Genomic DNA, 24,441 nt, shown 5'->3' with positions numbered 1-24,441 from the left:
CATAACAAGCTACACAATCAATATTTTGATAGCTTCCGACAAGCAACTGACTTTATGATGTCACTACCAATTAAGCCTACTATGATTGTAAATAGCGGAGGCGGACTACATGTGTACTACAAATTTAATGAGATATTAAGGCTTGAAACGATAGAAGAATGTGAGGAAATCAATTTGATTTATAGGTTGTTTAGCGAGTACGTCAATCAGGAGGCTAACAAGATAGGTAAGAAAATTGATAAATCCAATATTTTAAAAATGATGCGTGTGCCATTTACTTTCAACTTTAAAAATAAAGATAAACCGAAGCTAGTTACGATTGAATATTTTAAGGATGCCAATAAATTAAAATATGGGGATATAAAAGGATTTTTAAAGGAAGCGATTGAAAGGGAACAGCTAAAGATAGCTCATGGCAAGCAACAAAGCCTCTATTCATCTGATAAACAGGCTGATGGTGATTTAATTTATGAGCGCTGTAATTGGGTACGGCACAAGGTGGATAACCAGCATGAATGTAGTTATGAGGAATGGAATCTACTGCTGATGTTGTGTGCCAATATAAAGGATGGCTTTCATAAGGCACATGAGTGGAGTAGGGATGATGCTAGGTATAATTCACTTGAAGTCACAAGGAAATATGAAGAGCTTGCTGAAAAAGGATTTAAGCCATTTTTATGTGCCAAAGTAAATAGCAGTGGTTTATGTAAAGGCTGTGATTTATTTAATAAAGGTAAATCTCCTATTCGTTTAGGTTATAGTGATGAATAGAAAAGATGATGTATTTGTATGATTGATATGATTTTTAAAAATAAAATCCGAAATGTACAAGAATCGGTTGATGAGATTGATATATCTGTAATAAGATTGAGTAGTAGTGGAAATAAAATAAATGGAGTGATGATATTTTGAATTTAATAGAAAGAATGAAAGTGATGGAGATATTTATAGAAAGGATGGTGAGTAAAGGTATTGATAGTTTGAGTGAAGATGAAATTAAGAAATTGCTTGCAATGGAAGAAGAGTTAGCGTTATTGCAACAACAAGTAAATGGTCATACAGTAGATGAATTGGTTAGTGAAAGAGTAGACAATAGCTATAGAAAAGAATTTTTTATTAACTTAGAACATGTTAATGATGAATTAGAGAATGTTTTGGAGATAGGAGATATTTGTTTAAAAATAGATAAGGAAATAGCTGCTTTAAAACAATTAAAGTCTTCTGTAAATCTTGATGAAGATGAGCTATTAAATTATTATTTGCTAAGTTTGTTGTATGCGGTGGAGCGAGAGAGTGGCAATGCACATTATTTCGTGAAATATAAAAATAAAATGTTGAGAGAGTTGGATGTGAAAGCGAAGGACTTTGATGTAGTCTATCAATCTATCAGTAAATTATTAGCAGATTATTATAAAAATTTGAAGGATAGCAATATGGAAACAATCAACGCTGAAAAAAATCGGATGAAAAAATATTTGATTGATAATCGGTTAAATTATTGGCTTGTAGCGGAGGAACTGCTAAAAGAAGAGCATTATATGCGAGAGGGTAATGTGAATTACATCTATGATAAAGGTGTTTATGTGGATTATCACAAGATAATGAATAAGAAAATTAAAGATAAATTAGGCGTGTTATATAGTGATATTAAGAATAGTAGAGAAGTGCTAAATCAACTGGACATTGAATTAACACAATATGATGATACCGAAAAACACACAAATTATCAATATAAAAATCAGCTTGCTACAACAATTAATTTTGTGAATGGATTATATGATTTAAAAACGAATGAGCTAAAGTCTCATACACCTGCTTTTTTATCAAAAAATCAAATTCCATACAATTATAATGAGCAGTATGATGAGCAATCTATGGAAGTATTGATGAATATTTTAAAAACGATTGTGGAAGAGGAATCCATTCCTGTTTTATTAGAGTATATTGGAATGTCTATGACGGTGGGCATGTTGCATCAACAATTCGTCATTTTATACGGTGAAGGTGGTAATGGTAAAAGCACATTATTAAGTCTTATCACCAATTTACTAGGTGCTACGAATGTAAGCAATGTGAGCTTAGAGGATTTATCCAATGATAAAAGTTTTACACTTGGCTTGCTAGAAGGAAAGTTAGCGAATATTGGCGGTGAGCTAGGTAAGAACGGTGTCGTGGATATGAAAAATCTAAAGCTATTGACAGGCGAAGATAAAGTAAGGATGGAAAAGAAATTTAGGGATAGTGAATTTAAAAGCAGCTATGCAAAGTTGATTTTTTCTTGTAACTTTATTCCACCTTTTAATGAAAGCGGTGAGGCAATTAAAAGACGATTAAGAATTGTGAATTGCCCTTATAAAGTCGCTGAAAAAGCTGTTTATAATAGCGAGGAAATAGCAATGCATGTAGCAGATGAAAAGGTTATTCAATGTTTGATACATTTGAGTGTGAAGGCTTATAGCAATGTTATCAACAATACGAAGCAATTAACAGTTACGCCAACAATGGAAAGGCTCATTGGAGAATATCTTAATTCATTAAAAGTTGTAAAGAAATTTATCATGGAAAATGTCACGCTGCTGGATTATGAAATGCGTCAAGGGAAGCACGAATTGATGACGGAATTGACTTATATAAATCAGCAGAACGAAATGGAAGTATTGAAGCTATTAGAAAGCGATTATATGACGCTGGACGAGCTTTATGAACTATACTTTGAATGGTGTAAAAATAATAATTATAGAGCCAAAAATAAAGGGAATTTTGAAATAGACTTGTTTGTGGATATAGAAGGGTTTGAAGGGCGAATTGTGAAGAAGCCAATTAAGAAAAATGGTAAATCTAAGCGTGTACAACAATGCTTTGGTGTGATTAAAGGTGAATTGGAAGATTTTATAGAAAATAAAGTAGAGCAAGGTCATAGTGGAAATGTGGTCAATTTAAAGGATTTAATGGGATAAGCATGATTAAATATGGAGGAGCTATTTTATGAATAATGATAAAAATAAAGTGATTCAAGTGGATTTTGCTAAGAAAGGTCAAGAACAGGATGAGGGCATTTTTATAGAGGAATTGAATGAATGGCTCGGAGTTAATGGCAATGAGATTGATTTAGAAGGTTTTTCATGCGATTATGAGGGATTTATAGAGCATGATTTTCAGGTATCTTTAGCAGCGTATTATCAAAACGTAGCGGAGGAAAAAGGTGCATTAGAAAAAATTATCGAAAGAGAGGTAGGCGTAGTATGGCATTATATTAATAATGCCAATGGCTTGCTGAAAGTAACTGATTTTTACAATATTAAAGAAAAAATCAATGATAGATTTTTATTTGCGGGCATAGCACTTGATAGAGCCTTAGAGATAGATGGTTTTATTGTTTTAGTATTTAAAAAATGTGAAATAGATGTGGATGATTTTTCTGACGAGATTGAAGGTATTTGTACAGTGGAAGAAATGAAGGAATATTTTAATGCTGAAATTTTTAATGGATTAAGTGAAGAGCGGCAAAAATATTTAAGAAGCATCTTTGAAGATACAGAGGAATAGGAAAGGTGAATGGAATGATAACAAAATTCCATTCGCTTTTTTGTATGATACATATATTAATTATATACTTGAAATTTCTGTATTTTTTTGTGAAATGGCTAAAAAGCACAATATTGGTATATAATTAGGTGTTGAATAAATCTAAGAGGTGGTCAATATGAACTTATTATATTTATATTTGGAAAAATACAATGGAATTCAAAATCAACAATATAATTTTGCAGATAAATATTTATTTAACTTTGATAAGAATAACAAAATATTACATATTCAAAATAATGAAAAATACATTCCTGACTTTTTTAGTATGTCAGGTAATAATGTACTAAATATTAAAGCGATTGTTGGAGAAAACGGTGTTGGTAAATCCACTTTATTAGATTATATTATAAGACTGCATAATCATGGTTTAGTAGTTGATGAGGATTATCAAAAATATATATTAATATATACTAAAAATGAAACAATTTACATATTGATTAATAAAAATATGATGAATTCATTATATGTAAATAATCGAAAGATAGATATAGGACTAAATGAAATTATAAACATAGAAAATTTCGGGTTAATTAAAAATATTCATTTAACTACATATAGTTATTTAGATAAAAAATCACTAATTAAAAAGAAAAATTATTATATTGTTGAAAATAGCGACTTATATCATGATACTTCATTAATTTATTTTTCTAATCAATTTAATTTTAGTTGGATGAAGCAAGAGGCAGAGAATATGATTGATATCTCTTTAAACAATCGTATGTATTATAATGAAGCATTTCCAAATAATTTTCTAACATATGAAGGTCATCTTCAAAATCCTGACCAAAGATTTAAAATGAATCTATATCAAAAATTTGAAAATAAAGATATAAAAAATAAAATAGAGTTTATTTCAAATCTAGAAAATAGGGATTTCTTGGATGAATATTTAGAGTTACCGTCTCACATTTATATTGGTTTAGATTTTATGGATTCAAAATTGAGAACATCTATTTGGGGGCCAGAAGAAAAAGATTTGCTAAGATATGAAAGAAACGTAAACACGCAATTTATTACTGAAAATATTTTATATAAAAGAATAAGTGAAAATTCAACAGATATAAAAACAATTATAAAACAATCTATATTAATGAGAATAATTGATGGATATTTTAGGGATTTTGAAGAACTATTATTTTTTAAAAAATATATAAAACTTTTTAAAGTATTTGAGGAAAAATATATTGAATCGCATATGGATGAATATATTAATATTGGGGCAATGTTATCTCTATTTAATAATGCATTTAAAGAATTTGTTCCCGAGATGAAGATAGATAAATTTGATACTATTAAAATTGCTACTAATATAGAAAGGTTAACATATTCATATATCGATTTCATATCTTTTATATTAACTGACTTTTTTATGTATACAGACGATTTTTGTGAGTACCTAGAAGTATCCACTACAAGTTATAATGCTGTAGACAATGGCATTACCACTTCTAATACAAAAGCAGGAATTTTAAAATTAGAAACAACAATAGAGCATACCAGGTTCATGCAAAAATTCTTTGAAAACTACGAAAAAATATACACTTCAAACGAGTTTTTTACCTTTAAATGGAATAATCTTAGTCAAGGTGAAGAGAATTTATTTTCATTATTATCAGAATTATACACAGCAAGAGGCAAGTTAAAATGTAAAGACGTAATATTATTAATTGATGAAGGAGACTTGACATTACACCCAGAATGGCAAAGAAAATTTATTTTTTTATTATTAAATTTTATACAGAACCAGAACTGCTTTAATCAAAATAGATTTCAAATATTTCTGACGACACATTCCCCTTTATTAATATCAGATTTACCAAAAAATAATATTTTATTTTTATATAAAAATTCTAATGAAATAGGTATTGTGAATCAAGATATAGATATTGATAATACATTTGCTGCAAATATTCATAATATATATAGTCAGGGGCAATTTTTAAAGTCTACTACTGGAGAATTTGCTACAAAAAAAATTGAGTTAATATTAGATAGTATTAATTCTACTGGAGATTTAGAGTTTTTAGAAAATTTGTCAGAGATTCATAAAAAAACTGAACTAATAGGGGATGAGCTTATTCAGAATCAAATGTTTAGGCTCATTGGAGATAGACAAAGGCAATTGCAATATAAAAATAACTCATCTTCTGAAGCGACTTTAGAAAAACTTAGAGAAATACAAAAACAAATTGATATTCAAATTAGAATTATGGAGAAAAACAATGATATCAATAAAAAAGGATAGAAGATATATAGAATCTAAACATTTAGATAGTTTGTTTGAAAAAGTACAAGAAAGAATTTTAAATCAAAAGAAAATATATAAAGATGATTTAGCGTTTAGAAAATTTAATTTGATATTAAATTATTTAATATCGAATCTAGAGATTGTTTTAACTGGTAATCTTGATGATTTGAAAAATGTAATTATTGATATTGAAACAAATTATTATATTTCTGATTCAAAAGTTAAAGCGCTTATTAGAAAAAGAAAAAAAGAAGGTATAACAATTGCTTCAAAAAGATTACCAATGTTTATAAGGAATAATAAATTAGAAAAATATTTTACTCAAACTGTTATTGAGAATTACAGAAGAATTGCAGATTTCGAAAGAGATTTAAAAAATATAAACAAAAAAAATTGTTTGGTTTATATTTATAAAATAAAGCAAGAGAAAAAGAAAGAGACTATAACTTTCGCTGAAGCATTGAGTGAAATATTTGATTATAAGGATTTCTCGGAATATAAGGAAGAAAGGTTAAATTGTTGGGATGCTTACAAATATACAGAGATGTTAAACTTGGAAGTTTGTCCGTATTGTGATAGACAATTTATTCATACTATTATTAAAAAAAATAAAAAAACAAGGGCAGTTTTAGACCATTTTTATGCAAAATCGTTATATCCATATTTATCCATATCTATATTTAATTTAATTCCGTGTTGCTATACTTGCAATAGTAGTTTCAAAAAAGATATTGATTTGTTAAGTAATGAAGTTATTTATCCGTTTGAAGAACAATTTCACAATAATGTAGAGTTTAAAATAAATCATAAATCGTATTTAGGTATGATAGGATTAGGAATAGAATTTGATATAGATTTCATGATAACCACTAGCGACAAAGAATTAATGAGGAAAATAAACAATTCAATAGAAGTGTTTGGTTTAAGAGTTGTTTATTCTAGTCATAATATTTATGTTAAAAACTTACTGAGAAATATTTATATTAACAGTTCACAGAGAATAAAAGAAATAAGCTTAAGATATCCTAATTTATTCAGTTCTACTAAAGAAATTGAAGAAGCCTTATATTTAGGTTTAAGTAATGAAAAAAATATTGGAAAACATATATTATCTAAATTATCATTTGATATTATTAAAAATTATAAAAGTTAAATATAAAATGTGTTTGGAAACTTTGAAGAGGGAGTTAATGAGGTAGTTTAAATCATTATGAAAGGCAAACACTTAGACCCTGTTAGACATAAAGCTAATTTTTCGGATTTCGGGTTGGGTATATTTGGAATTGTGATACTGTTTCTTTAGTTAGGTACAATAACTTGTTGATGTGGATTTCTATAATGTATTAGTTTTAAGAGAACCGGTGGGGAGTTTTTAGACCTAAAAATAATCTAAGCAACGTGTGGAACATACTTTTGAGGTGGTCAAGAATCATACATATAAAGAAGTTAAAACGATGGCGAAGATTAAGAAAAGTAGGTTGATTGTAAAAAAAGCTTTATTCTATATTATTAAACCTTTATTAGAATGGGTAATAGATTCCCCGTATAAAAAACTGAAAATTTTAAAGAGAATGCTCGTAGATGTGGAAATGTTGGATTTTCTAAAATAATATAGAACTTAATCAATCATTCAGCATAGAGTGGAGTAGTAAAATTCCTTTTTGTTCCTGTTCAATAACCTTAATGGTAATATGGTGATTAATATAGAGTATTGGAGTGAAGTCAGATGGGAGATAAAAAGTATCAAGTCTTTATTAGCTCAACCTATACAGACTTAGTAAATGCTAGAGCGAAAATTAGTGAGCAAATTCTTACACTCTATCATTTCCCGATTGGAATGGAGATGTTTAGTGCTGGGGATGATGACCAATGGACAGTAATAACAAATACCATAGATAAGAGTGATTACTATGTTATTATACTTGGACATAGATATGGTTCATTAGCTGATGATGGATTTTCATATACCGAAAAAGAATATGATTATGCTAAGTCGAAGGGTATTCCTATAATGGCATTTATTAAAGACCGTAATGTGCCTACATCCCCTAATGAACGTGAAAATAATCAAAAGAGTATTAAAAAGCTAGAAAGATTTATAGAGAAAGTAACACAGAATAAAATGTGTGATTTTTGGAGTAATGAGGATGAGCTTACATCCAAAGTTACAGCAGCCTTATTTAAGGCATTTACATTGACTCCCCAAATTGGATGGATAAGAGCAAATACCATTGACACTACTAAAACATTAGAAGAACTTACTAAATTAAGTGCTGAGAATAGAGAACTAAAAGAGGAATTAGAATCACTCAAGAAAAAGTTGCAGCTTAGTATTCCTGAAATATTAGTTGAGATTAATAGAGATGATAAGGTGAATATCCCTTTTAACTACGAAATGAAAGTTAATAAGTTAAATTTATACTCAGTGATAGAAGAAAAAGATGTACCCGAGCATTTGCAACCATACATAACAAAAGAAAGTATTGATAAACATAATTTGTTAGTGGAGGAAAATAATGTTAAAATTGAGGATTACAATAGAGAATTAGAAAGTTATAAAAGGGCAAAAGATATGGGTACAGAGTATGAAATTACGCTTTGTAACGATGGAAAAGCAAAAGCTACAAATATTTTTGTTGATATGTATTTTCCGGAAGAAGTTAAAGTGATTGAGGGAGGGATTGATGATTTAACAAAACCCGAAATTCCTGAGTTACCTAAAGACCCGTTACAAGTAGCAGAGGAGAAATATTATGAGGAGCGTTTTAATTTCCCGTTAGCTGGTGTATCACATTTTTATTCAGATAAAGCTCTATTTGGAGGAGTAGGATTAAATAGAGGAATTTTAAACTGGAGTTCTTCGAATAGTTTAAATAATAATAAGAATAATCTTATTTCGTTTTCTGATAATGAATTGACAATCAAGTGTTCAAGTTTAATGCATACTAGGAAAAGAACCTTTAGTGAGAAGTTTTTAATTGTACCTAAAAGTGTTGGTGATTTTAAGATAGAAATGAATATAATATGTGAGGAGTATACAGAGGCTATTAATAAGGAAATAGGCATAAATGTATATAAAGAATCTTTAAAAGCTTAAGGAATTGAAAATTAAATTATTTGTATAAGGTCTTTGAATCAAGTTCGTAAATATGTAATACTCCTCCTATACCTTCATTGTTCTAAATTTAGCTATTGCTATGTTGAAGAAATTGGTTTCCTAAAAATCAACTGAATATGAATTGCAAAAATCTCTGTGGATGTTGCAGAGATTTTTTGTTTGTGCAAACTATTTATTTACTATATGGGGTACTATTAATGAATGTATGCTTTTTGTAATTAGCATACATGTAAAATCTTGATATAAAGCCATTTCATTATTGATACTCTAATGAATGTATGATAATGTGAAAATAACATAAATAGCATACATAAAAGAGGTGGTAAAATAATGGCTAATTTGAATGAAAAGAAAGGTATGTTGATTGATGTACAACCCATAAAAAGTAAACAAGAAATTAATGAATTAATCGAAGCATTAGGAATGTCACAAAATGGATTGCGTGACCAGCTATTATTTAAGTTGGGTGTTTCAACAGGACTTAGATGTGGTGACTTAGTGGAATTGAAAGTGGAACAAGTAAAAGGGAAAAGTTCATTTAAGATTCGTGAAGGTAAAACGAAAAAGGAAAGAACGGTTTATTTGAACAATCTTATGGCTGATATTGCAGATTACATTGAAACATTACCAGCCAATGTTATTTTTTTGTTCCCTAGTCGCAAAGGTGAAAGTCATATCACAACGACACAAGCGTATCGCATTATTGCTAAAGCTGGTGATATGATAGGCAACCATTCAATAGGAACACATACAATGCGTAAAACGTTTGGCTACACATACTATCAAGCAACTAAAGATGTAGCTACATTGATGGAGATATTCAACCATTCATCACAAAAGACAACATTGCGATATATTGGGATTACAGAGGAAACAATTGAAAACAGCATAAAAAGCATTTCATTCTTTTAGTAGGAGCCGTAGGAACATGTATAGTTGATACGTTTTTTCTTTTTTTAGTAATACAGAAGTGATTCTGAGAGGGATTTTAAATTGTAGCAGGGGGCTGGGTTACCGATATTTAGGTAGGGAGTGTTTTTGAACAGAGCGTCGCCTGCTACAGCTACACGAATTGAAGTTGGAAACGAAAGGAAAGTAGAGATGATTGATGAATAAGATTGATGATGAAAAATTTGTTTTGAATATTGTTAAATTATTTTTATATTATTTAATTTTCATTATGTTTTTTGGAGGAACTTTCCCTCTGATAAGTTATTCAGTAGGAGGTGATAGTGAATCTATTTTGAATTTTTATATTGTATGTTGGGGAGCAATAATTTTTTCTTTAGTGTTTACTATATTTTTAGGTTTGTTGCATAAAAGTATGACTTTAACGACTGTAGGATATCGTTTTTCAGTGATTTTAAATATTACTGCTCAGTTCGGAATAAGTTTTAGTAGTAGCTATTTATGGATTTTAGTATGTACAGTGATTATGGAAATTTTTAAGAAGATGGCTGTGTTTAATGGCTTATTAGAAGTTCGTTATACTTTAATTTTTTTGCTGATAGCGTTTATTGGAATGATAATTACTTCGGGGATATTATTTAGATATTCTTCTACTCTAAATAATTATTTTTTGGCTTTTTTTACAAGTGAATATTTGGTATTATCTAGTATTCAAATAAAAAAAATTTTATCTTCTGCATACGCAGAAAAAATTTATGGAATGATGACTATTTTTGTAACAATTGCGTGGCTTAATAATGATAATCTTTCAATGAAAAATTCAACTGAATATTTTGAAACTGTTTTTAATACAGATTTGGTTGTCCTTGCTTTCTCATTATCTGTGTATGTTAATTATGTAATTACTTTATTTTCTAAAAGGTGCGCTAATTAATATTATTTAACAACTAATTGATGTACAATAAGTTTAGTAAGGTCTTTGAACCAAGTTCGTAAATATGTATTACTCCCTAGTGGAGAAAAACGTAAAATAACCGCATGATGTTACATGAAAGGAGGGCTATATTAGCTCTCTTTTTTTGTTGCACTAAGAATGTAAAATCATTCATTTACATAATCTAGTAAAATACGCTCAAGTCATTTTTATCATAGAATGCTTCATGTAGGTGTGACCATGCTATAGGCAAATTTGTGTAGTGTGTATCTCAAAGAAGACGTACATAGATAATATGAAAAATTTTTGAGGTGGGTGAATTAGTGTTCAAACAGCGTAAATGGATTAGTAATGAAATACTTAATTGGGAAAGCTATAGTGAAAGTAGTACAGTCCTTGAAAAAGAGAAGGGTGAAAGAGCATTTCGAATTTGGGAGCATGCAAAGAACCTTATTGAGAACAATGAATCGGAGTTTCACTTAGCTGATGGGATAACCAATTTGAAAAGAGCTTTGAATCATCGATTAAAGTTAATTGAAGAAATTTATTGTTTTAAGTTTGTAGAAATAAATAATAAACCTAAGGGCTATATGGAGATACTAGAAATTTTTGGCGTTGTTAGACCGTTTTTAATGAAGCGTTTGTTAACAATTAGAAATGGTATAGAACATAATGACGAAAAACCACCCTCATATGAGCGATGTATAGAGTTATTAGATGTTGTATGGTACTTTTTAAAATCAACTGATTTAATGGTGCAATTTGCTGTAAATGATTTAGCATTTGAGCTTGAGGTGAAAGATGATAAATCGTATTATTTTGTCTTAAAATATGTAAAGCATGAACGGGATATATTTATAATTAACGGTAATATACCTGAAAAATTAATATATGATGAATTTACACCTGATACTATTGAAGTAGTTTTGGGCGAAATCGAAGGAATTAAGGATACAAGGCTTTCAATGGCATATGAAGAAAAAGTAATTGAACTTCCACGTAGTTCGATTCATGGAGAAATAATACTCAGTGATTTTGACAAGATAGGGATTATAAATAAATTTGTATTTTCGTATTGAATAAAATCATTATTTTAAGTGAACGAATGTAAGTAGGGCTGAGGGCTATCTTCTAATTTAAAACTTGCTAACTTATCTATAAGTAATGTATATTTACTATTTATAGAAGGTAAAAGTTTGGTTATATTTTAGTTATTTTCGTTTATTTTGGAGAACCCTTGATATTAGTGATTTCTTAGACAATAGTTAAAGTCTATTTTTTTGGTAGCTACCCAGGTACAATCCGTGGTGACTATGCAACAACTGTTTCTCACAACATCATTCACGGTTCTGATTCACTTGCTTCTGCTGAGCGTGAAATCGGCTTATTCTTCGGTGAAGATTTAGTTTAATTTTTTTCAGCACCAATTATGTCTCGGCATAATTGATTTAGTAAATAGATAAAGCAATCTCAATTCAATTTGAGATTGCTTTTTTTATGTTCTGAAAGGGCTTTATTAAAGCGACAAATAGAAACCTAGCACTTAAGAATAAAACCTATTAAAACAGTGGATAGAATTTTCTAGATACATATAGAATTGTTAAATACTTCTTAGTCATGTAAAATAAAAGATACAATATTCTGATAATTAGTGTTTTTGAATAGCTTAATTATCAAGAATATATTTCATAACATCTAAATACATTGGATGATAGGAAAAATGAGAATTCACAGTGCAAAGGGGTTTTAAAAATGAGAGAAGTGGTGATTGTTTCGGCTGTTCGTACAGCAGTTGGCAGGAGTAAAGGGGCATTAAGCAATGTTAGACCAGATGACTTAGCGGCAGATGTCTTGCATGAAGTAGTACAACGAGCAGGAATCAATAAGGATCAGGTAGAGGATGTTATTTTTGGCTGCGTGACGCAAACTGCTGAGCAGGGGGCGAATATAGCCCGTACTGCTTTATTAATGGCAGGCTTTCCGGAGAGTGTCCCAGGTGTGACAATTGATCGTCAATGTGGCTCCAGTCAGCAGGCTGTACATTTCGCAGCACAGGCTATTTTAGCAGGCGATATGGACATTGTTATTGCTGGTGGGGTTGAAAGCATGACGAGGGTTTCAATGGGTTCTAACATGAAGGGAGCCCATGCGGGTAAACGATTACTAGACAACCATTCAATTATACATCAAGGGTTATCAGCCGAGAAAATATCGGAAAAATGGAACTTGTCAAAGGAACAGCTAAATAACTATGCTTACAATAGTCATAGAAGAGCATTGGCTGCAATTGAGGCGGGCCGTTTTAAAGAGGAAATACTGCCTGTCCAAGTTACGCAAGAAGACGGCGCAGTTACAACGTTTTCTGTTGATGAGGGACCTCGGGCAGAAACGACAGTTGATAAATTAAATGGACTAAAAACCGTTTTCCGGGAAGATGGAGTGATAACAGCCGGTAATGCAAGTCAAATGAGTGACGGTGCCTCAGCTGTAGTTGTTATGTCTTTAGAAAAGGCACAGGAGCTTGGCATCCGACCGCTTGCTAAAATTGTTACAAGAGTTGTCGTTGGCTCAGATCCAACATTAATGCTAACTGGTCCAATTGAGGCAACTAGACAAGCGCTAGAACGTTCAGGTCTTACGATTGAGGAAATAGATACGTATGAAGTAAATGAGGCTTTTGCGCCAGTACCACTTGTTTGGTTGCATGAAATTGGAGCAGATCCAAATAAATTAAATCCAGATGGAGGTGCAATTGCTTTAGGGCATCCATTAGGAGCGACGGGTACAAAACTGTTAACAACGATGCTGTATAGAATGGAACGAGAAAATTTACGTTATGGCTTACTTGCCATTTGTGAAGGTATGGGAATGGCGAATGCTACTATTATTGAAAAAATGTAAAAGGGGTTGTGTTTAATGAATGAAGTAATAGCTGTTGTAACTGGGGGAGCATCTGGTTTAGGAGAGGCGACTGTTCGTAAAATCGTTGCAGAGGGTGGCAAAGCAGTAATTTTTGATCTTAATGACAAGCGAGGACATGCACTAGTAGAGGAGTTAGGGGAGAATGTCCAATATGCACGTGTCGATGTCACAAAAGAAGCTGATGTAGCGGCAGGGCTTGAGCAAGCAGTAGCAAGATTTGGTTCCATTAACGTTACAGTGAATTGTGCTGGAATTGCTGATGCAAGTAAGGTAATTTCAAAACGTGGTGTACATGCTCTTGATTTGTTTGAAAAAGTGATTTCTGTCAATTTAATTGGTACTTTCAATGTTATTCGCCTAGCAACTGAGAAGATGCAACATAATGAGCCAAACGAGGATGGTCAGCGTGGCGTTATTATTAATACAGCATCTGTGGCAGCGTTTGATGGACAAATAGGACAAGCAGCATATAGCGCGTCAAAGGGTGGTGTGGCAGCCATGACATTACCGATTGCCAGGGAGCTTGCTGAAATTGGTGTACGTGTCATGACCATTGCTCCAGGTTTAGTAGAAACACCAATGTTTGCATCGTTACCAGAGCCAGCAAGAACAGCTCTTGCCCAAATGACTCCATTCCCTAAACGACTTGGGAAGCCATCAGAATACGCACTATTAGTCGAAAGTATTATCAAAAATGGTTTATTAAATGGTGAAGTAATCCGCTTGGACGGAGCGATTCGTATGCAGCCGAAATAGGAGGTAACTCGAAGGTGCTCGCCCACAACTAAATAAGCTAGACTGTACACAGAGCTTAGTGAATGAGCAAAGGCATTTTCCCTTGATTACGCCTTTGTGAGGCTCTGAAGTGAAAAGGTACTTGTCTGCGGATAGCGAGAGGAAAAATTAACTTGTCTTATATGTAATTATTGGTAGCAGAAGTCAGCCTTGGACGATTCAAAAATTATATGAACAAAGGGGAGCGTTGTTATGCATATGATGGATACACCTTTATTATTAACAAGTTTTTTAGATCGAGCAGAACGATTTTTCCATGCGAAAAAAATATATTCGCGGACAAGCCCTATAACAATTCATGAGTTTACTTATAAAGATTATGTAAAACGAACTCGTAAATTAGCAGATGCCCTTACAAAGCTTGGAATGGAGCGAGGCATGAAGGTAGGTACTTTCGCTTGGAATCACCACCGCCATTTAGAAGCATATTTTGCAGTCCCATGCGCAGGTGCTGTGTTGCATATGATTAATATTCGATTAGCACCTGAGCATATTGCTTATGTCATTAATCATGCAGAAGATGAAATATTATTAATTGATGATAACTTAGTTCCGCTTATTGCACCAATTGTCTCACAGCTTAAATCAGTAAAGCATTTTATCGTAATGGGAGATGCTGTTGTACTAGAAGACTTCCCATTACCGAATGCTCTGTCTTATGAGGCATTACTCGAAGAAGCGAATGATGATTTTAGATTCCCAGATGATTTAGATGAAAATACACCTGCTGGCATGTGCTACACAAGTGCAACTACAGGAATGCCAAAGGGTGTAGTATACACTCATCGTAGTATAGTTCTCCATAGTATAGCGGCAGGACTGTCCGATAGTATTGCTATAAGCGAGGCAGATGTTATACTACCTGTCGTACCAATGTTCCATGCGAATGCGTGGGGCTTCCCGTTTGCTGGTGTATTATTTGGTGCTACACAGGTGTTACCTGGACCAATGTTTACACCGCAGCTGCTTCTTGATTTATTTGAAACATATAAGGTAACTTTGACTGCAGGCGTACCGACAATTTGGCTTGGAGTACTACAGGAGCAACGCAAAAATCCACGTGATTTGTCTTCATTACGTTTGATTGTATGTGGTGGTTCGGCATCACCGCTCGGCCTAGTTCGCGGCTTTGAAGAGGAGCTTAAAATTCCTTACATGACGGGCTACGGTATGACCGAGACGTCGCCACTTGTTAGCGTATCGACATATTTAACACATATGCATGATTATACAATGGATGAAAAAATGGATGTTCGTACTACGCAGGGTATAACAGTGCCACTCATTGAAACACGCGTAGTCAATGAAAATGGTGAAGTACCTTGGGATGGCAAAACAATGGGTGAATTGACAATTAGAGGCCCGTGGATTGCAGCAGAGTATTATAACGATGAACGAACAAAGGAAGCCTTTAAAGATGGCTGGCTCTACACGGGTGACATTGCTGTAGTGACTGTAGATGGTTATATTAAAATTACAGATCGTACAAAAGATTTAATTAAAAGCGGTGGAGAATGGATTTCTTCAGTAGAGCTTGAAAATGCTTTGATGTCACATCCTAAAGTGTTTGAGGCTGCTGTTATAGCGGTTCCCCATGTAAAATGGATTGAACGACCTCTAGCATGTGTTGTACCAAAACCTGAATTTAAGGATTCGATTACAAAATCAGAGCTACTAGAAGAGTTACGATCGCAATTCCATAAAACGTGGATTCCAGATGACGTTGTATTTTTAAATGAGATACCGAAAACCTCTGTAGGGAAATTTATGAAGGTAAAATTGCGAGAAGAGTTAAAAGATTATCAAGTAGAGGTTTAGGAGACTAAGACTTGAAGGTGGTAACAAACTGCCTTCATTTTTTATGTTAAAAAGTATTGTTTGTAAGAAAAACGTATATAAATCGGAGGTGGGGCTCTCAGGTCAAATACATGGAAAGGGTCCCATAGAGTGGGATGTACAGCCAAGTACATATTTGGTGAAGAACCAAATATATCAATGAGAATATTTTAACTATATGGATAAAAGTATAATAAGAAAAATGAAACCATTTATTCCATTTTACCGTATAATCATTATGAGAGGATGTGGACGTATTGTCAATTGCGATGGTTGCAATTATTGGAGGAGTAATTATTTCTTTAGCAGGTATTTTTACAGATACACATACAAAAAAACAAAAAATTAAATTAAAGGCTATAGAGAAGGAAGTAGAGCTAGAGAAGCTAAGATTAGAAACGTATACGATGGAAACAGAAAAATTACGTCTAGAATTAGAGCAATCTAAAGTATTATTATTAGAGGAAAAACAAAACTCAACTAAGTAACTTGGATTGCATGTGAAAGACTATTTCAGGAATGGCACTTTTCCGCTATAATGGAAATACGACGCTAGAGGGGAAGAAGACCGCATGTCTGATTATGAACAGTTTATAGAAGGTATTAAGCGCAAAACAGGAATAGATTTAGCGCTATATAAAGAAGCGCAAATGAAAAGACGATTAACATCTCTGTATGAGAAAAAGGGATATCGTAATTTTGTGGACTTTCTAAAGGTACTTGAACAAGATCGTGATTTAATGAATGAGTTTTTAGATCGCATGACGATCAATGTTTCCGAATTTTATCGCAATGGGAAGCGGTGGGAAGTATTACAGAAAAAAATATTTCCAAAATTACTGCAATCTAATAAACGTTTAAAAATTTGGAGTGCTGCTTGTTCAACGGGCGAAGAACCTTATTCTTTAGTCATGGTATTATCGCAATTAGTGCCATTATCTCAAATTCAAATCATCGCTACTGATCTAGATGAGAATGTCATTCAAAAGGCGAAATTAGGTGTCTATCCAGAGAGGTCATTAGCAGAAGTACCAAATGATGTTAAAGCAAAGTATTTTGAGCAAGAAGGTTCCTTCTATAGAGTCAAAGATGAGATTAAACGTTGTGTGACTTTTAAGAAGCATAATTTACTTAATGATCATTACGATTCTAATTACGATTTAATTGTTTGCCGCAATGTTATGATTTATTTTACTGAAGAAGCAAAGGATCAGATTTATACGGATTTTAGTAAAGCATTGCGCAAGGATGGGGTTTTATTTGTTGGTTCAACAGAGCAAATCTTTAATCCATCTCGTTATGAGTTTGAAGTCGAGGATACATTCTTTTATAGACGAAAATAGTTAATAATACGAGAAAAGCATTCGTACAGTACACAACATGAATGTCATGTACATATTTTAAAGGCTTTAGATATAGATAAATCGTACGCTTTTCGCTTGTTATAAGCAAAAGCGTATTTTTTATTAGTTATTTCACAACACAGGGAAAGCGCTAAGTTGGATAGGGAAATAAACTGCCCCCTGATAGCGAACAATGATAATTAGTGGAGATGAAGAAACTATCTTTTTTAAATAAATGGTTCAGAATATTCAAATTTAACAAAGTGCTCTGGATTAACTTTAAAGGTACTTAAAAAATGATAGAAGTCGCTGGGACAATTCGGAATTTACTAAAAATTAAAACGAGTCTTAAACGACATTTGCAAAAGGACTGTTTTTTTAAAGAATTTATGTTATAGTGAAAAATACATACTTTAGCGAGTTGAAGGGAGAAAGTGTTTATGCGTTACTTAACAGCGGGAGAGTCACATGGCCCCCAATTAACTACAATTATTGAGGGCTTACCATCGCTCTTACCAATTACAGCAGAAAAAATTAACCACGATTTAAAACGTCGCCAAGGAGGACATGGACGCGGTCGCCGTATGCAAATCGAAACGGATACAGTGGAAATAGTCTCTGGTGTTCGTCATGGACAAACACTTGGTTCTCCCGTAGCTCTCGTAGTCACAAATGATGACTGGAAGCATTGGACAAAAATTATGGGAGCAGAACCATTGGCAGAAGATGTGAATCCCGAAGAAATCAAACGTCAAATTTCACGTCCACGTCCAGGTCATGCAGATTTAGTAGGTGGTATGAAATACGGACACCGTGATTTACGTAATGTCTTAGAGCGTTCCTCTGCACGTGAGACAACTGTTCGTGTAGCAGTAGGTTCTGTTGCAAAAGCGCTTTTAAATGAATTAGGCATTTCCATAGTGTCACATGTAACAGAAATCATTGGTATTAAGGCAGACACTTCCATAGTTGAAGGAAAATCGGTAGATGAAATTCGCACCATTGTTGAAGCTGATCCTTGCTATTGCGTTGACCCAGAGGCTTCTGCAAAAATGGTGGCGGCAATTGATGAAGCGAAAAAAGCGGGTGACTCAATTGGTGGTGTTGTTGAAGTCATCGTTGAAGGAATGCCAGCTGGTGTCGGTTCATATGTTCATTATGATCGTAAGCTGGATTCGAAATTAGCAGCTGCAATGCTATCTATCAATGCATTTAAAGGTGTTGAATTTGGAATAGGGTTTGAAATGGCACGCCGTAAAGGCTCTGAAGTACATGATGAAATCATTTGGTCAGAGGAAGAAGGGTATACACGTGCAACAAATCGACTTGGTGGTTTAGAAGGTGGAATGTCTACTGGAATGCCGATTGTCGTACGTGGTGTAATGAAACCAATCCCTACATTATATAAACCGTTACAAAGTGTTGATATTGAATCTAAAGAGCCATTTAAAGCTAGTGTAGAGCGCTCGGATAGCTGTGCAGTACCAGCAGCATCAGTCGTTGCTGAACACGTTATTGCCTGGGAAATAGCGAATGCAATATTGGAACAATTCCATAGCGATCAATTACCTCAACTAAAAGCTCAAATCGACGAACACCGTCGTTATACAAAGGGGTTCTAATTTATGCGAGTACCAGTAGCGACAAATTCACATCAATATGAAGTTGTTCTTGGTCATAATTTTTTAGCAGAAGCAGTAAAAGCATTTGATGATAAGCTTCAAAAAGCTGATAAGCTCATTGTGTTTACGGATGCTAATGTGTGGGCAGCGCAAGGAGATTATTTCAAGGCTAATTTCCCTTATCATTTTGAGGTTTTTATCTTACCAGGTGGTGAAGCATGTAAAACCTTCGAACAATATAATGCAGCACAAACATTTTTACTGGAACAAAAATGCTCACGTAAATCATTTATTTTTGCATTTGGTGGGGGTGCTGTAGGTGATTTAACAGGCTTTGTTGCAGCCACTTATATGCGTGGGGTGCCATTTATTCAAATCCCAACGACGATTTTAGCACATGACTCAGCAGTAGGCGGTAAAACAGCTATTAACCATCCACTAGGTAAGAATATGATTGGTGCGTTTTATCAACCAGAGGGAGTTATTTACGATACTATATTTATCGAAAGCTTACCTGAGCGCGAGGTGCGTTCAGGAACGGCAGAAGTGATCAAGCATGCGATGATTTCTAATGCAGTGTGGTTAGAGGAATTAATGGCTGCAGAGACAGTTATTCATTTCAGTACAGAAGAATTAGCGAAGCAGCTTAGAAAAGGAATTGAAGTGAAAGCGCAAATTGTAGCTGAGGACGAAACCGAGCAATCCGTTCGAAAATTTTTAAACTTAGGTCATACTTATGGGCATGCTATAGAAGCGGCCGCTGGTTATGGAAAAGTAGCACATGGTGAGGCTGTAATGATTGGACTTGTATACTGCTTATTATTAAGTGAACGATACGGTGAATTAGATCGTAACTTCACTACAGCATTTTTGCAATTTGCAGTAAAGAATGGCTATCCATTTGAAGCTGTGAAAGAGTATTCCTTTGAACAGTTAACAGAGTATTTAATGAAAGATAAAAAAGCGGAGTATGGTATTTTACAATTTGTGTTGTTAGATAAAATTGGCAAACCTTTCATGCAACCAATTGATTTAGCGGAGTGCAGAGAAGTAGATGCCGAATTCCGACAGCTATTAGCGGAGGTGCTTGTATGATTCGTGGACTTAGAGGAGCAATTACAATTGAATCTGACAAGCCAGAGCTTGTGTGGGATGAAACAGCAAGATTAGTGAGTGAAGTAGTAGCAGCAAATAATGTGGAAGTAGATGATATTGCTTCCATACTAATATCCACAACACCGGATATTACGTCAGCTTTTCCGGCACGTGCTGTACGATTAATGGATGGGTGGCAATATGTACCTGTCATGTGTACACATGAAATGGATGTGCCGAATGCATTGCCACTTTGTATTCGTGTATTAATACATGCGAATGTGGAAGTGGCACAAAAGGATGTAAAACACTTGTATCTTAATGATGCAGTGAAATTAAGACCAGATTTAGCCCAAGCTAAATAATTAGAGGAGATGTTTAAGATGAAATGGAAACAGCAATTGGACGGTATGCAAGCATACAAGCCTGGTAAACCAATTGAAGAAGTACAACGTGAATATGGCTTACAAGAAGTTGTAAAATTAGCATCTAATGAAAACCCATTTGGGTGCTCACCTAAGGTAACTGCTTATTTACAAAATAATTCAGTAAATCATGCTATCTATCCAGACGGCTATGCGCAAAATTTACGTACGGCTGTTGCAGATCATCTAGGTGTCAAAGAAACACAGCTTCTTTTTGGGAACGGCTCCGACGATATCATTGCAATTATTACTCGTGCGTTGTTGTATCCAGGTGTAAACACAGTCATGGCAGACCCATCCTTCTCTCAATACTGGCACAATGCTGAAATTGAAGGCGCAGAGGTACGTAGAGTCCCTTGTATCGAAGGTGCACATGATCTAGATACAATGGTGGCGGCAATTGATGATAACACATCTATTGTTTGGGTTTGTAGTCCAAATAATCCAACAGGTGTTATAATACCTGATGTTGAATTGCGTGCATTTTTAGCTAAGGTACCGAGTGACGTGCTAGTAGTATTAGATGAAGCGTATATCGAATACGTAACGCATCCTGGTCATAAAGATACTCTACCTTTAATTAACGAGTTTCCAAATGTACTATTAATGCGTACATTCTCAAAAGCATATGGTCTTGCTTCTTTCCGAGTTGGCTATGCAATTGGGCAACCAGACGTAATTGCTAAGCTTGATCCAGTAAGAGCGCCATTTAATAATACAATTTTAAGTCAAGCAGTTGCGGCAATTGCTTTGAGTGATCAAGATTATATAACAGCTTGCCGTGAAGCAAATGAAAAAGGTAAAAAACAATATATTGAATTCTGTGAAAAACATAATTTGAAATACTTCCCTTCTGATACGAACTTTATTTTCTTTAATACAAATACTGATAGTGATGTTGTTTTCAATGAGCTAATGAAACGAGGCTTTATAATCCGTAGTGGAAATGCGTTAGGATTACCTGGGTTTATCCGCGTGACGATCGGAACTGAGGCTCAAAATGAAGCATTGTTAGATCACCTTGAAAACGTCCTAAAAGAGCAAGGTGTTTTTGCATGACGACGCGCAAAGTGCTCGTTATTGGGCTTGGCCTAATTGGTGGCTCGATTGCCTTGGCATTACAAAAGGCACCAGAAACAAAAATTATTGGCTATGATATGGATGGGAAAACACGTGAACATGCGAAAACGTTAAATATTGTTCATGATATTGCGACAGATCCAAAAGAAGTTGCGGCCGACGTAGATGTTATCATTTTTGGAACGCCCGTCAACGCTACACTTGAATGGATGGAACAATTAAAAACATGGCCGTTAAAAAATAAAGTAATCGTAACAGATACAGGTAGTACTAAAAAGATGATTATGCAAAAGGCTGGGGAACTACGTGAGTTAGGCATTACCTTTATTGGAGGACATCCAATGGCAGGCTCACATAAAAGTGGTATTTTAGCTGCAAAGGCTCACCTATTTGAAAATGCGTATTATATGCTTACACCGCTTGCCGGTGAAGAAATTGTCAATATGGCACAGCTTGAAAGTTTATTAAAATTTACACATGCAAAAGTTGTAAGTGTATCTGCTCGTGAGCATGATCATATGACAGCCGTAGTTAGTCACTTTCCGCATGTAGTTGCTGCTTCTCTAGTGCATCAGTTGGGCGGAGAAAATGGGGAATACCCGATGACGCGCTCACTTGCTGCAGGGGGCTTCCGTGATGTAACACGTATTGCATCGTCCAATCCGATTTTATGGCGAGATATTACATTACAAAATCGACATGAGCTTATTGCACAGCTAGACGGCTGGGAAAAGGAAATGAGTCGTGTAAAGGAGCTGCTTTTAAATGGTAGCTCAGATGACATTGAAACATACTTTGCGGTTGCCAAAGAGCTAAGAGATGAATTACCGATTAGTGCAGGAGCAATGTTCACATCATTTGACTTATATGTTGATGTTCCGGACTATCCGGGGGTTATTTCTGAGGTGACAGGCTTACTTGCAGACGAAGCGATTAGTATTACGAATTTACGTATCGTAGAGTCGCGAGAAGACGTTTTCGGGATTCTTGTTATTAGCTTACAAAGCGAAAGCGACCGTGAACGTGCAGCAGCGTGTATACAAAAACGTGCTAATTATGAAACCTATATTTCATAGGCGGCCTAGGAAATCTTGATAGGAAATGCTTGTTTAAAAGAAAGCGTCGGAATTACGGCGCTTTCTATCTTCATATTGGAGGGAAGAAAACGATGAGTGAAAAAATATTACAATATAATAAACCTTCCTTACAAGGGACTTTATCGATTCCTGGTGACAAATCTGTTTCTCACCGTTCGGTTATGTTTGGAGCTATTGCAACGGGTAAAACGACAGTTGACGGCTTTTTATTAGGTGAGGATTGCTTGAGTACAATTGATTGCTTCCGCAAGCTCGGTGTGAAAATTGACGTAGAAGGAACAAATGTATCTATCGACAGCCCAGGTATAGAGGGGTGGCAAGAGCCTACAGAGGTACTATACACAGGAAACTCTGGCACGACGACACGCTTAATGCTAGGGATTCTAGCTGGATCTAAAGTACATTCAGTAATGACAGGGGATGCGTCAATTGGAAAGCGACCGATGCGCCGTGTTATTGATCCGTTACGTCAGATGGGTGCTCACATTACCGGAAGGGCAGATGGGCAATATACGCCATTAGCCATTCAAGGTACAGCATTACAAGCTATTGATTACCACATGCCTGTTGCTAGTGCACAGGTGAAGTCAGCTGTATTACTGGCAGGCTTACGTGCTGAAGGTACGACAATTGTGCGAGAAATTGAAGTATCTCGAGATCATACTGAGAGAATGCTTCGTCAATTTGGTGCACAGGTTGATGAAGTGGATGGTGTTATTTCATTAAAAGGAGGGCAAACATTAACAGGGACGCATGTTTCTGTACCAGGTGATATTTCATCTGCTGCCTTTTTCTTAGTAGCTGGAGCTATCTGTGAGGATAGTAAAATTACGCTAGAAAACGTCGGAATTAATCCAACACGAGATGGTATCATCGAAGTGCTTCATAATATGGGCGCATCGATAACAGTTATGCCGAATGAAGATAGCCAATCAGAGCCGACAGCAACAATTACAATTGAAACATCAACATTAGAAGGAACTACAATTGAGGGAGATATTATTCCTCGTCTTATCGATGAAATCCCGATCCTTGCTTTGTTAGCAACGCAGGCAAACGGCAAAACTATTATTAAGGATGCCGAGGAGTTAAAAGTGAAGGAAACAGACCGGATAACGGCGGTAGTGGATGAATTGAAAAAATTAGGTGCTCAAATTGAAGCGACTGAGGATGGAATGATTATTGAAGGACCAACTCCATTACGTGGTGCTAGCCTTCAAACCTATGGTGACCATCGTATAGGAATGATGGGTGCTGTAGCAGCACTAATAACAGATGGTACTGTAACGTTAGATGACGCAGAATGTATTGCGGTTTCTTACCCATCGTTCTTCGAACATATTGAGGAAGTAATGTAAAAGCTTATCTTCATTCAGTAAATGTTTTTGTAGCGACAGCAACAACCGTGTTTTATCTGTGCGAAAGC

The 24,441-nt window shown here is 34.4% G+C and carries 21 protein-coding genes and 1 pseudogene; all 22 read left to right on the top strand.

The genetic code is table 11. The features are described from left to right. The first annotated feature begins 111 nt into the window (after nt 1-111). Nucleotides 112-771, top strand: a complete 660-nt coding sequence (locus ACQKNC_RS09680) for a hypothetical protein (RefSeq protein ID WP_427424639.1) — start codon at nt 112-114, stop codon at nt 769-771. Nucleotides 772-908: 137 nt separating this feature from the next. Further along, the gene (locus ACQKNC_RS09675; RefSeq protein WP_427424638.1) at nt 909-2,957 is read left to right on the top strand and encodes a DNA primase family protein; all 2,049 of its coding nucleotides are present in this window, start codon (nt 909-911) and stop codon (nt 2,955-2,957) included. Between the two features lie 28 nt (nt 2,958-2,985). Continuing rightward, the gene (locus ACQKNC_RS09670; RefSeq protein ID WP_427424637.1) at nt 2,986-3,546 is read left to right on the top strand and encodes a hypothetical protein; all 561 of its coding nucleotides are present in this window, start codon (nt 2,986-2,988) and stop codon (nt 3,544-3,546) included. Between the two features lie 157 nt (nt 3,547-3,703). Continuing rightward, nucleotides 3,704-5,836: an AAA family ATPase gene (locus tag ACQKNC_RS09665; protein ID WP_427424636.1), complete on the top strand. Its 2,133-nt coding sequence runs from the start codon at nt 3,704-3,706 to the stop codon at nt 5,834-5,836. Then, nucleotides 5,814-6,992 carry a hypothetical protein gene (locus tag ACQKNC_RS09660; protein ID WP_427424635.1) on the top strand — a complete coding sequence of 393 codons (1,179 nt, stop codon included), beginning with the start codon at nt 5,814-5,816 and terminating at the stop codon, nt 6,990-6,992. Before ACQKNC_RS09665 ends, ACQKNC_RS09660 begins: the two co-directional genes overlap by 23 nt. A gap of 247 nt (nt 6,993-7,239) precedes the next feature. After that, a complete protein-coding gene (locus tag ACQKNC_RS09655; protein WP_427424634.1) occupies nt 7,240-7,449 on the top strand; it encodes a hypothetical protein in 210 nt (69 codons plus the stop codon). A gap of 116 nt (nt 7,450-7,565) precedes the next feature. Further along, nucleotides 7,566-8,936, top strand: a complete 1,371-nt coding sequence (locus ACQKNC_RS09650) for a DUF4062 domain-containing protein (RefSeq protein ID WP_427424633.1) — start codon at nt 7,566-7,568, stop codon at nt 8,934-8,936. Nucleotides 8,937-9,287: 351 nt separating this feature from the next. After that, a complete protein-coding gene (locus ACQKNC_RS09645; protein ID WP_427424632.1) occupies nt 9,288-9,869 on the top strand; it encodes a tyrosine-type recombinase/integrase in 582 nt (193 codons plus the stop codon). 196 nt (nt 9,870-10,065) lie between these two features. Continuing rightward, complete coding sequence (locus ACQKNC_RS09640; RefSeq protein WP_427424631.1) at nt 10,066-10,800, top strand: hypothetical protein; 735 nt, start codon at nt 10,066-10,068, stop codon at nt 10,798-10,800. Between the two features lie 323 nt (nt 10,801-11,123). Continuing rightward, complete coding sequence (locus ACQKNC_RS09635) at nt 11,124-11,879, top strand: hypothetical protein (RefSeq protein ID WP_427424630.1); 756 nt, start codon at nt 11,124-11,126, stop codon at nt 11,877-11,879. Nucleotides 11,880-12,085: 206 nt separating this feature from the next. Further along, a pseudogene (locus ACQKNC_RS09630) lies at nt 12,086-12,211 on the top strand (nucleoside-diphosphate kinase); the annotation flags it as partial. Between the two features lie 341 nt (nt 12,212-12,552). Beyond that, nucleotides 12,553-13,701, top strand: a complete 1,149-nt coding sequence (locus tag ACQKNC_RS09625) for a thiolase family protein (RefSeq protein WP_427424629.1) — start codon at nt 12,553-12,555, stop codon at nt 13,699-13,701. A 15-nt stretch (nt 13,702-13,716) separates the two neighbouring features. Beyond that, nucleotides 13,717-14,478: a 3-hydroxyacyl-CoA dehydrogenase gene (locus tag ACQKNC_RS09620; RefSeq protein ID WP_427424628.1), complete on the top strand. Its 762-nt coding sequence runs from the start codon at nt 13,717-13,719 to the stop codon at nt 14,476-14,478. Nucleotides 14,479-14,709: 231 nt separating this feature from the next. After that, complete coding sequence (locus tag ACQKNC_RS09615; protein WP_427424627.1) at nt 14,710-16,335, top strand: long-chain fatty acid--CoA ligase; 1,626 nt, start codon at nt 14,710-14,712, stop codon at nt 16,333-16,335. Nucleotides 16,336-16,610: 275 nt separating this feature from the next. Further along, complete coding sequence (locus ACQKNC_RS09610; protein ID WP_427424626.1) at nt 16,611-16,841, top strand: hypothetical protein; 231 nt, start codon at nt 16,611-16,613, stop codon at nt 16,839-16,841. Between the two features lie 84 nt (nt 16,842-16,925). After that, on the top strand, nt 16,926-17,696 hold the full coding sequence (locus ACQKNC_RS09605) for a CheR family methyltransferase (RefSeq protein ID WP_427424625.1): 771 nt from the start codon (nt 16,926-16,928) through the stop codon (nt 17,694-17,696). Between the two features lie 440 nt (nt 17,697-18,136). After that, a complete protein-coding gene (gene aroC / locus ACQKNC_RS09600) occupies nt 18,137-19,318 on the top strand; it encodes a chorismate synthase (RefSeq protein ID WP_427424624.1) in 1,182 nt (393 codons plus the stop codon). A 3-nt stretch (nt 19,319-19,321) separates the two neighbouring features. Then, nucleotides 19,322-20,413, top strand: a complete 1,092-nt coding sequence (gene aroB / locus ACQKNC_RS09595; protein WP_427424623.1) for a 3-dehydroquinate synthase — start codon at nt 19,322-19,324, stop codon at nt 20,411-20,413. Further along, entirely contained in the window at nt 20,410-20,778 is a 369-nt protein-coding gene (gene aroH, locus ACQKNC_RS09590) for a chorismate mutase (protein ID WP_323649260.1), read from the top strand. The genes aroB and aroH overlap by 4 nt, the downstream gene beginning before the upstream one ends. Before the next feature lie 18 nt (nt 20,779-20,796). Further along, nucleotides 20,797-21,897: a histidinol-phosphate transaminase gene (gene hisC, locus ACQKNC_RS09585; RefSeq protein WP_427424622.1), complete on the top strand. Its 1,101-nt coding sequence runs from the start codon at nt 20,797-20,799 to the stop codon at nt 21,895-21,897. After that, nucleotides 21,894-22,994, top strand: coding sequence for a prephenate dehydrogenase (locus tag ACQKNC_RS09580; RefSeq protein ID WP_427424621.1), 1,101 nt, complete (start codon nt 21,894-21,896; stop codon nt 22,992-22,994). Before hisC ends, ACQKNC_RS09580 begins: the two co-directional genes overlap by 4 nt. Before the next feature lie 92 nt (nt 22,995-23,086). Further along, the gene (aroA, locus tag ACQKNC_RS09575; RefSeq protein ID WP_427424620.1) at nt 23,087-24,373 is read left to right on the top strand and encodes a 3-phosphoshikimate 1-carboxyvinyltransferase; all 1,287 of its coding nucleotides are present in this window, start codon (nt 23,087-23,089) and stop codon (nt 24,371-24,373) included. Nucleotides 24,374-24,441 lie beyond the last annotated feature (68 nt).

This window comes from Lysinibacillus sp. NPDC094177, from assembly GCF_050279145.1.
Lineage (GTDB): Bacteria > Bacillota > Bacilli > Bacillales_A > Planococcaceae > Lysinibacillus.
Note: the sequence above shows the minus strand (reverse complement) of the source record. Positions and strands in the feature narration are given on the sequence as shown.

Excerpts from the sequence above, each read along its gene's own strand:
- aroA (WP_427424620.1), top strand. The coding sequence starts at position 23,087 with ATGAGTGAAAAAATATTACAATATAATAAACCTTCCTTACAAGGGACT.
- ACQKNC_RS09665 (WP_427424636.1), top strand. The coding sequence starts at position 3,704 with ATGAACTTATTATATTTATATTTGGAAAAATACAATGGAATTCAAAAT.
- ACQKNC_RS09660 (WP_427424635.1), top strand. The coding sequence starts at position 5,814 with ATGATATCAATAAAAAAGGATAGAAGATATATAGAATCTAAACATTTA.
- ACQKNC_RS09625 (WP_427424629.1), top strand. The coding sequence starts at position 12,553 with ATGAGAGAAGTGGTGATTGTTTCGGCTGTTCGTACAGCAGTTGGCAGG.
- ACQKNC_RS09670 (WP_427424637.1), top strand. The coding sequence starts at position 2,986 with ATGAATAATGATAAAAATAAAGTGATTCAAGTGGATTTTGCTAAGAAA.
- hisC (WP_427424622.1), top strand. The coding sequence starts at position 20,797 with ATGAAATGGAAACAGCAATTGGACGGTATGCAAGCATACAAGCCTGGT.
- ACQKNC_RS09615 (WP_427424627.1), top strand. The coding sequence starts at position 14,710 with ATGCATATGATGGATACACCTTTATTATTAACAAGTTTTTTAGATCGA.
- aroH (WP_323649260.1), top strand. The coding sequence starts at position 20,410 with ATGATTCGTGGACTTAGAGGAGCAATTACAATTGAATCTGACAAGCCA.
- ACQKNC_RS09650 (WP_427424633.1), top strand. The coding sequence starts at position 7,566 with ATGGGAGATAAAAAGTATCAAGTCTTTATTAGCTCAACCTATACAGAC.
- ACQKNC_RS09640 (WP_427424631.1), top strand. The coding sequence starts at position 10,066 with ATGAATAAGATTGATGATGAAAAATTTGTTTTGAATATTGTTAAATTA.
- aroB (WP_427424623.1), top strand. The coding sequence starts at position 19,322 with ATGCGAGTACCAGTAGCGACAAATTCACATCAATATGAAGTTGTTCTT.
- ACQKNC_RS09620 (WP_427424628.1), top strand. The coding sequence starts at position 13,717 with ATGAATGAAGTAATAGCTGTTGTAACTGGGGGAGCATCTGGTTTAGGA.
- ACQKNC_RS09645 (WP_427424632.1), top strand. The coding sequence starts at position 9,288 with ATGGCTAATTTGAATGAAAAGAAAGGTATGTTGATTGATGTACAACCC.
- ACQKNC_RS09605 (WP_427424625.1), top strand. The coding sequence starts at position 16,926 with ATGTCTGATTATGAACAGTTTATAGAAGGTATTAAGCGCAAAACAGGA.
- aroC (WP_427424624.1), top strand. The coding sequence starts at position 18,137 with ATGCGTTACTTAACAGCGGGAGAGTCACATGGCCCCCAATTAACTACA.
- ACQKNC_RS09580 (WP_427424621.1), top strand. The coding sequence starts at position 21,894 with ATGACGACGCGCAAAGTGCTCGTTATTGGGCTTGGCCTAATTGGTGGC.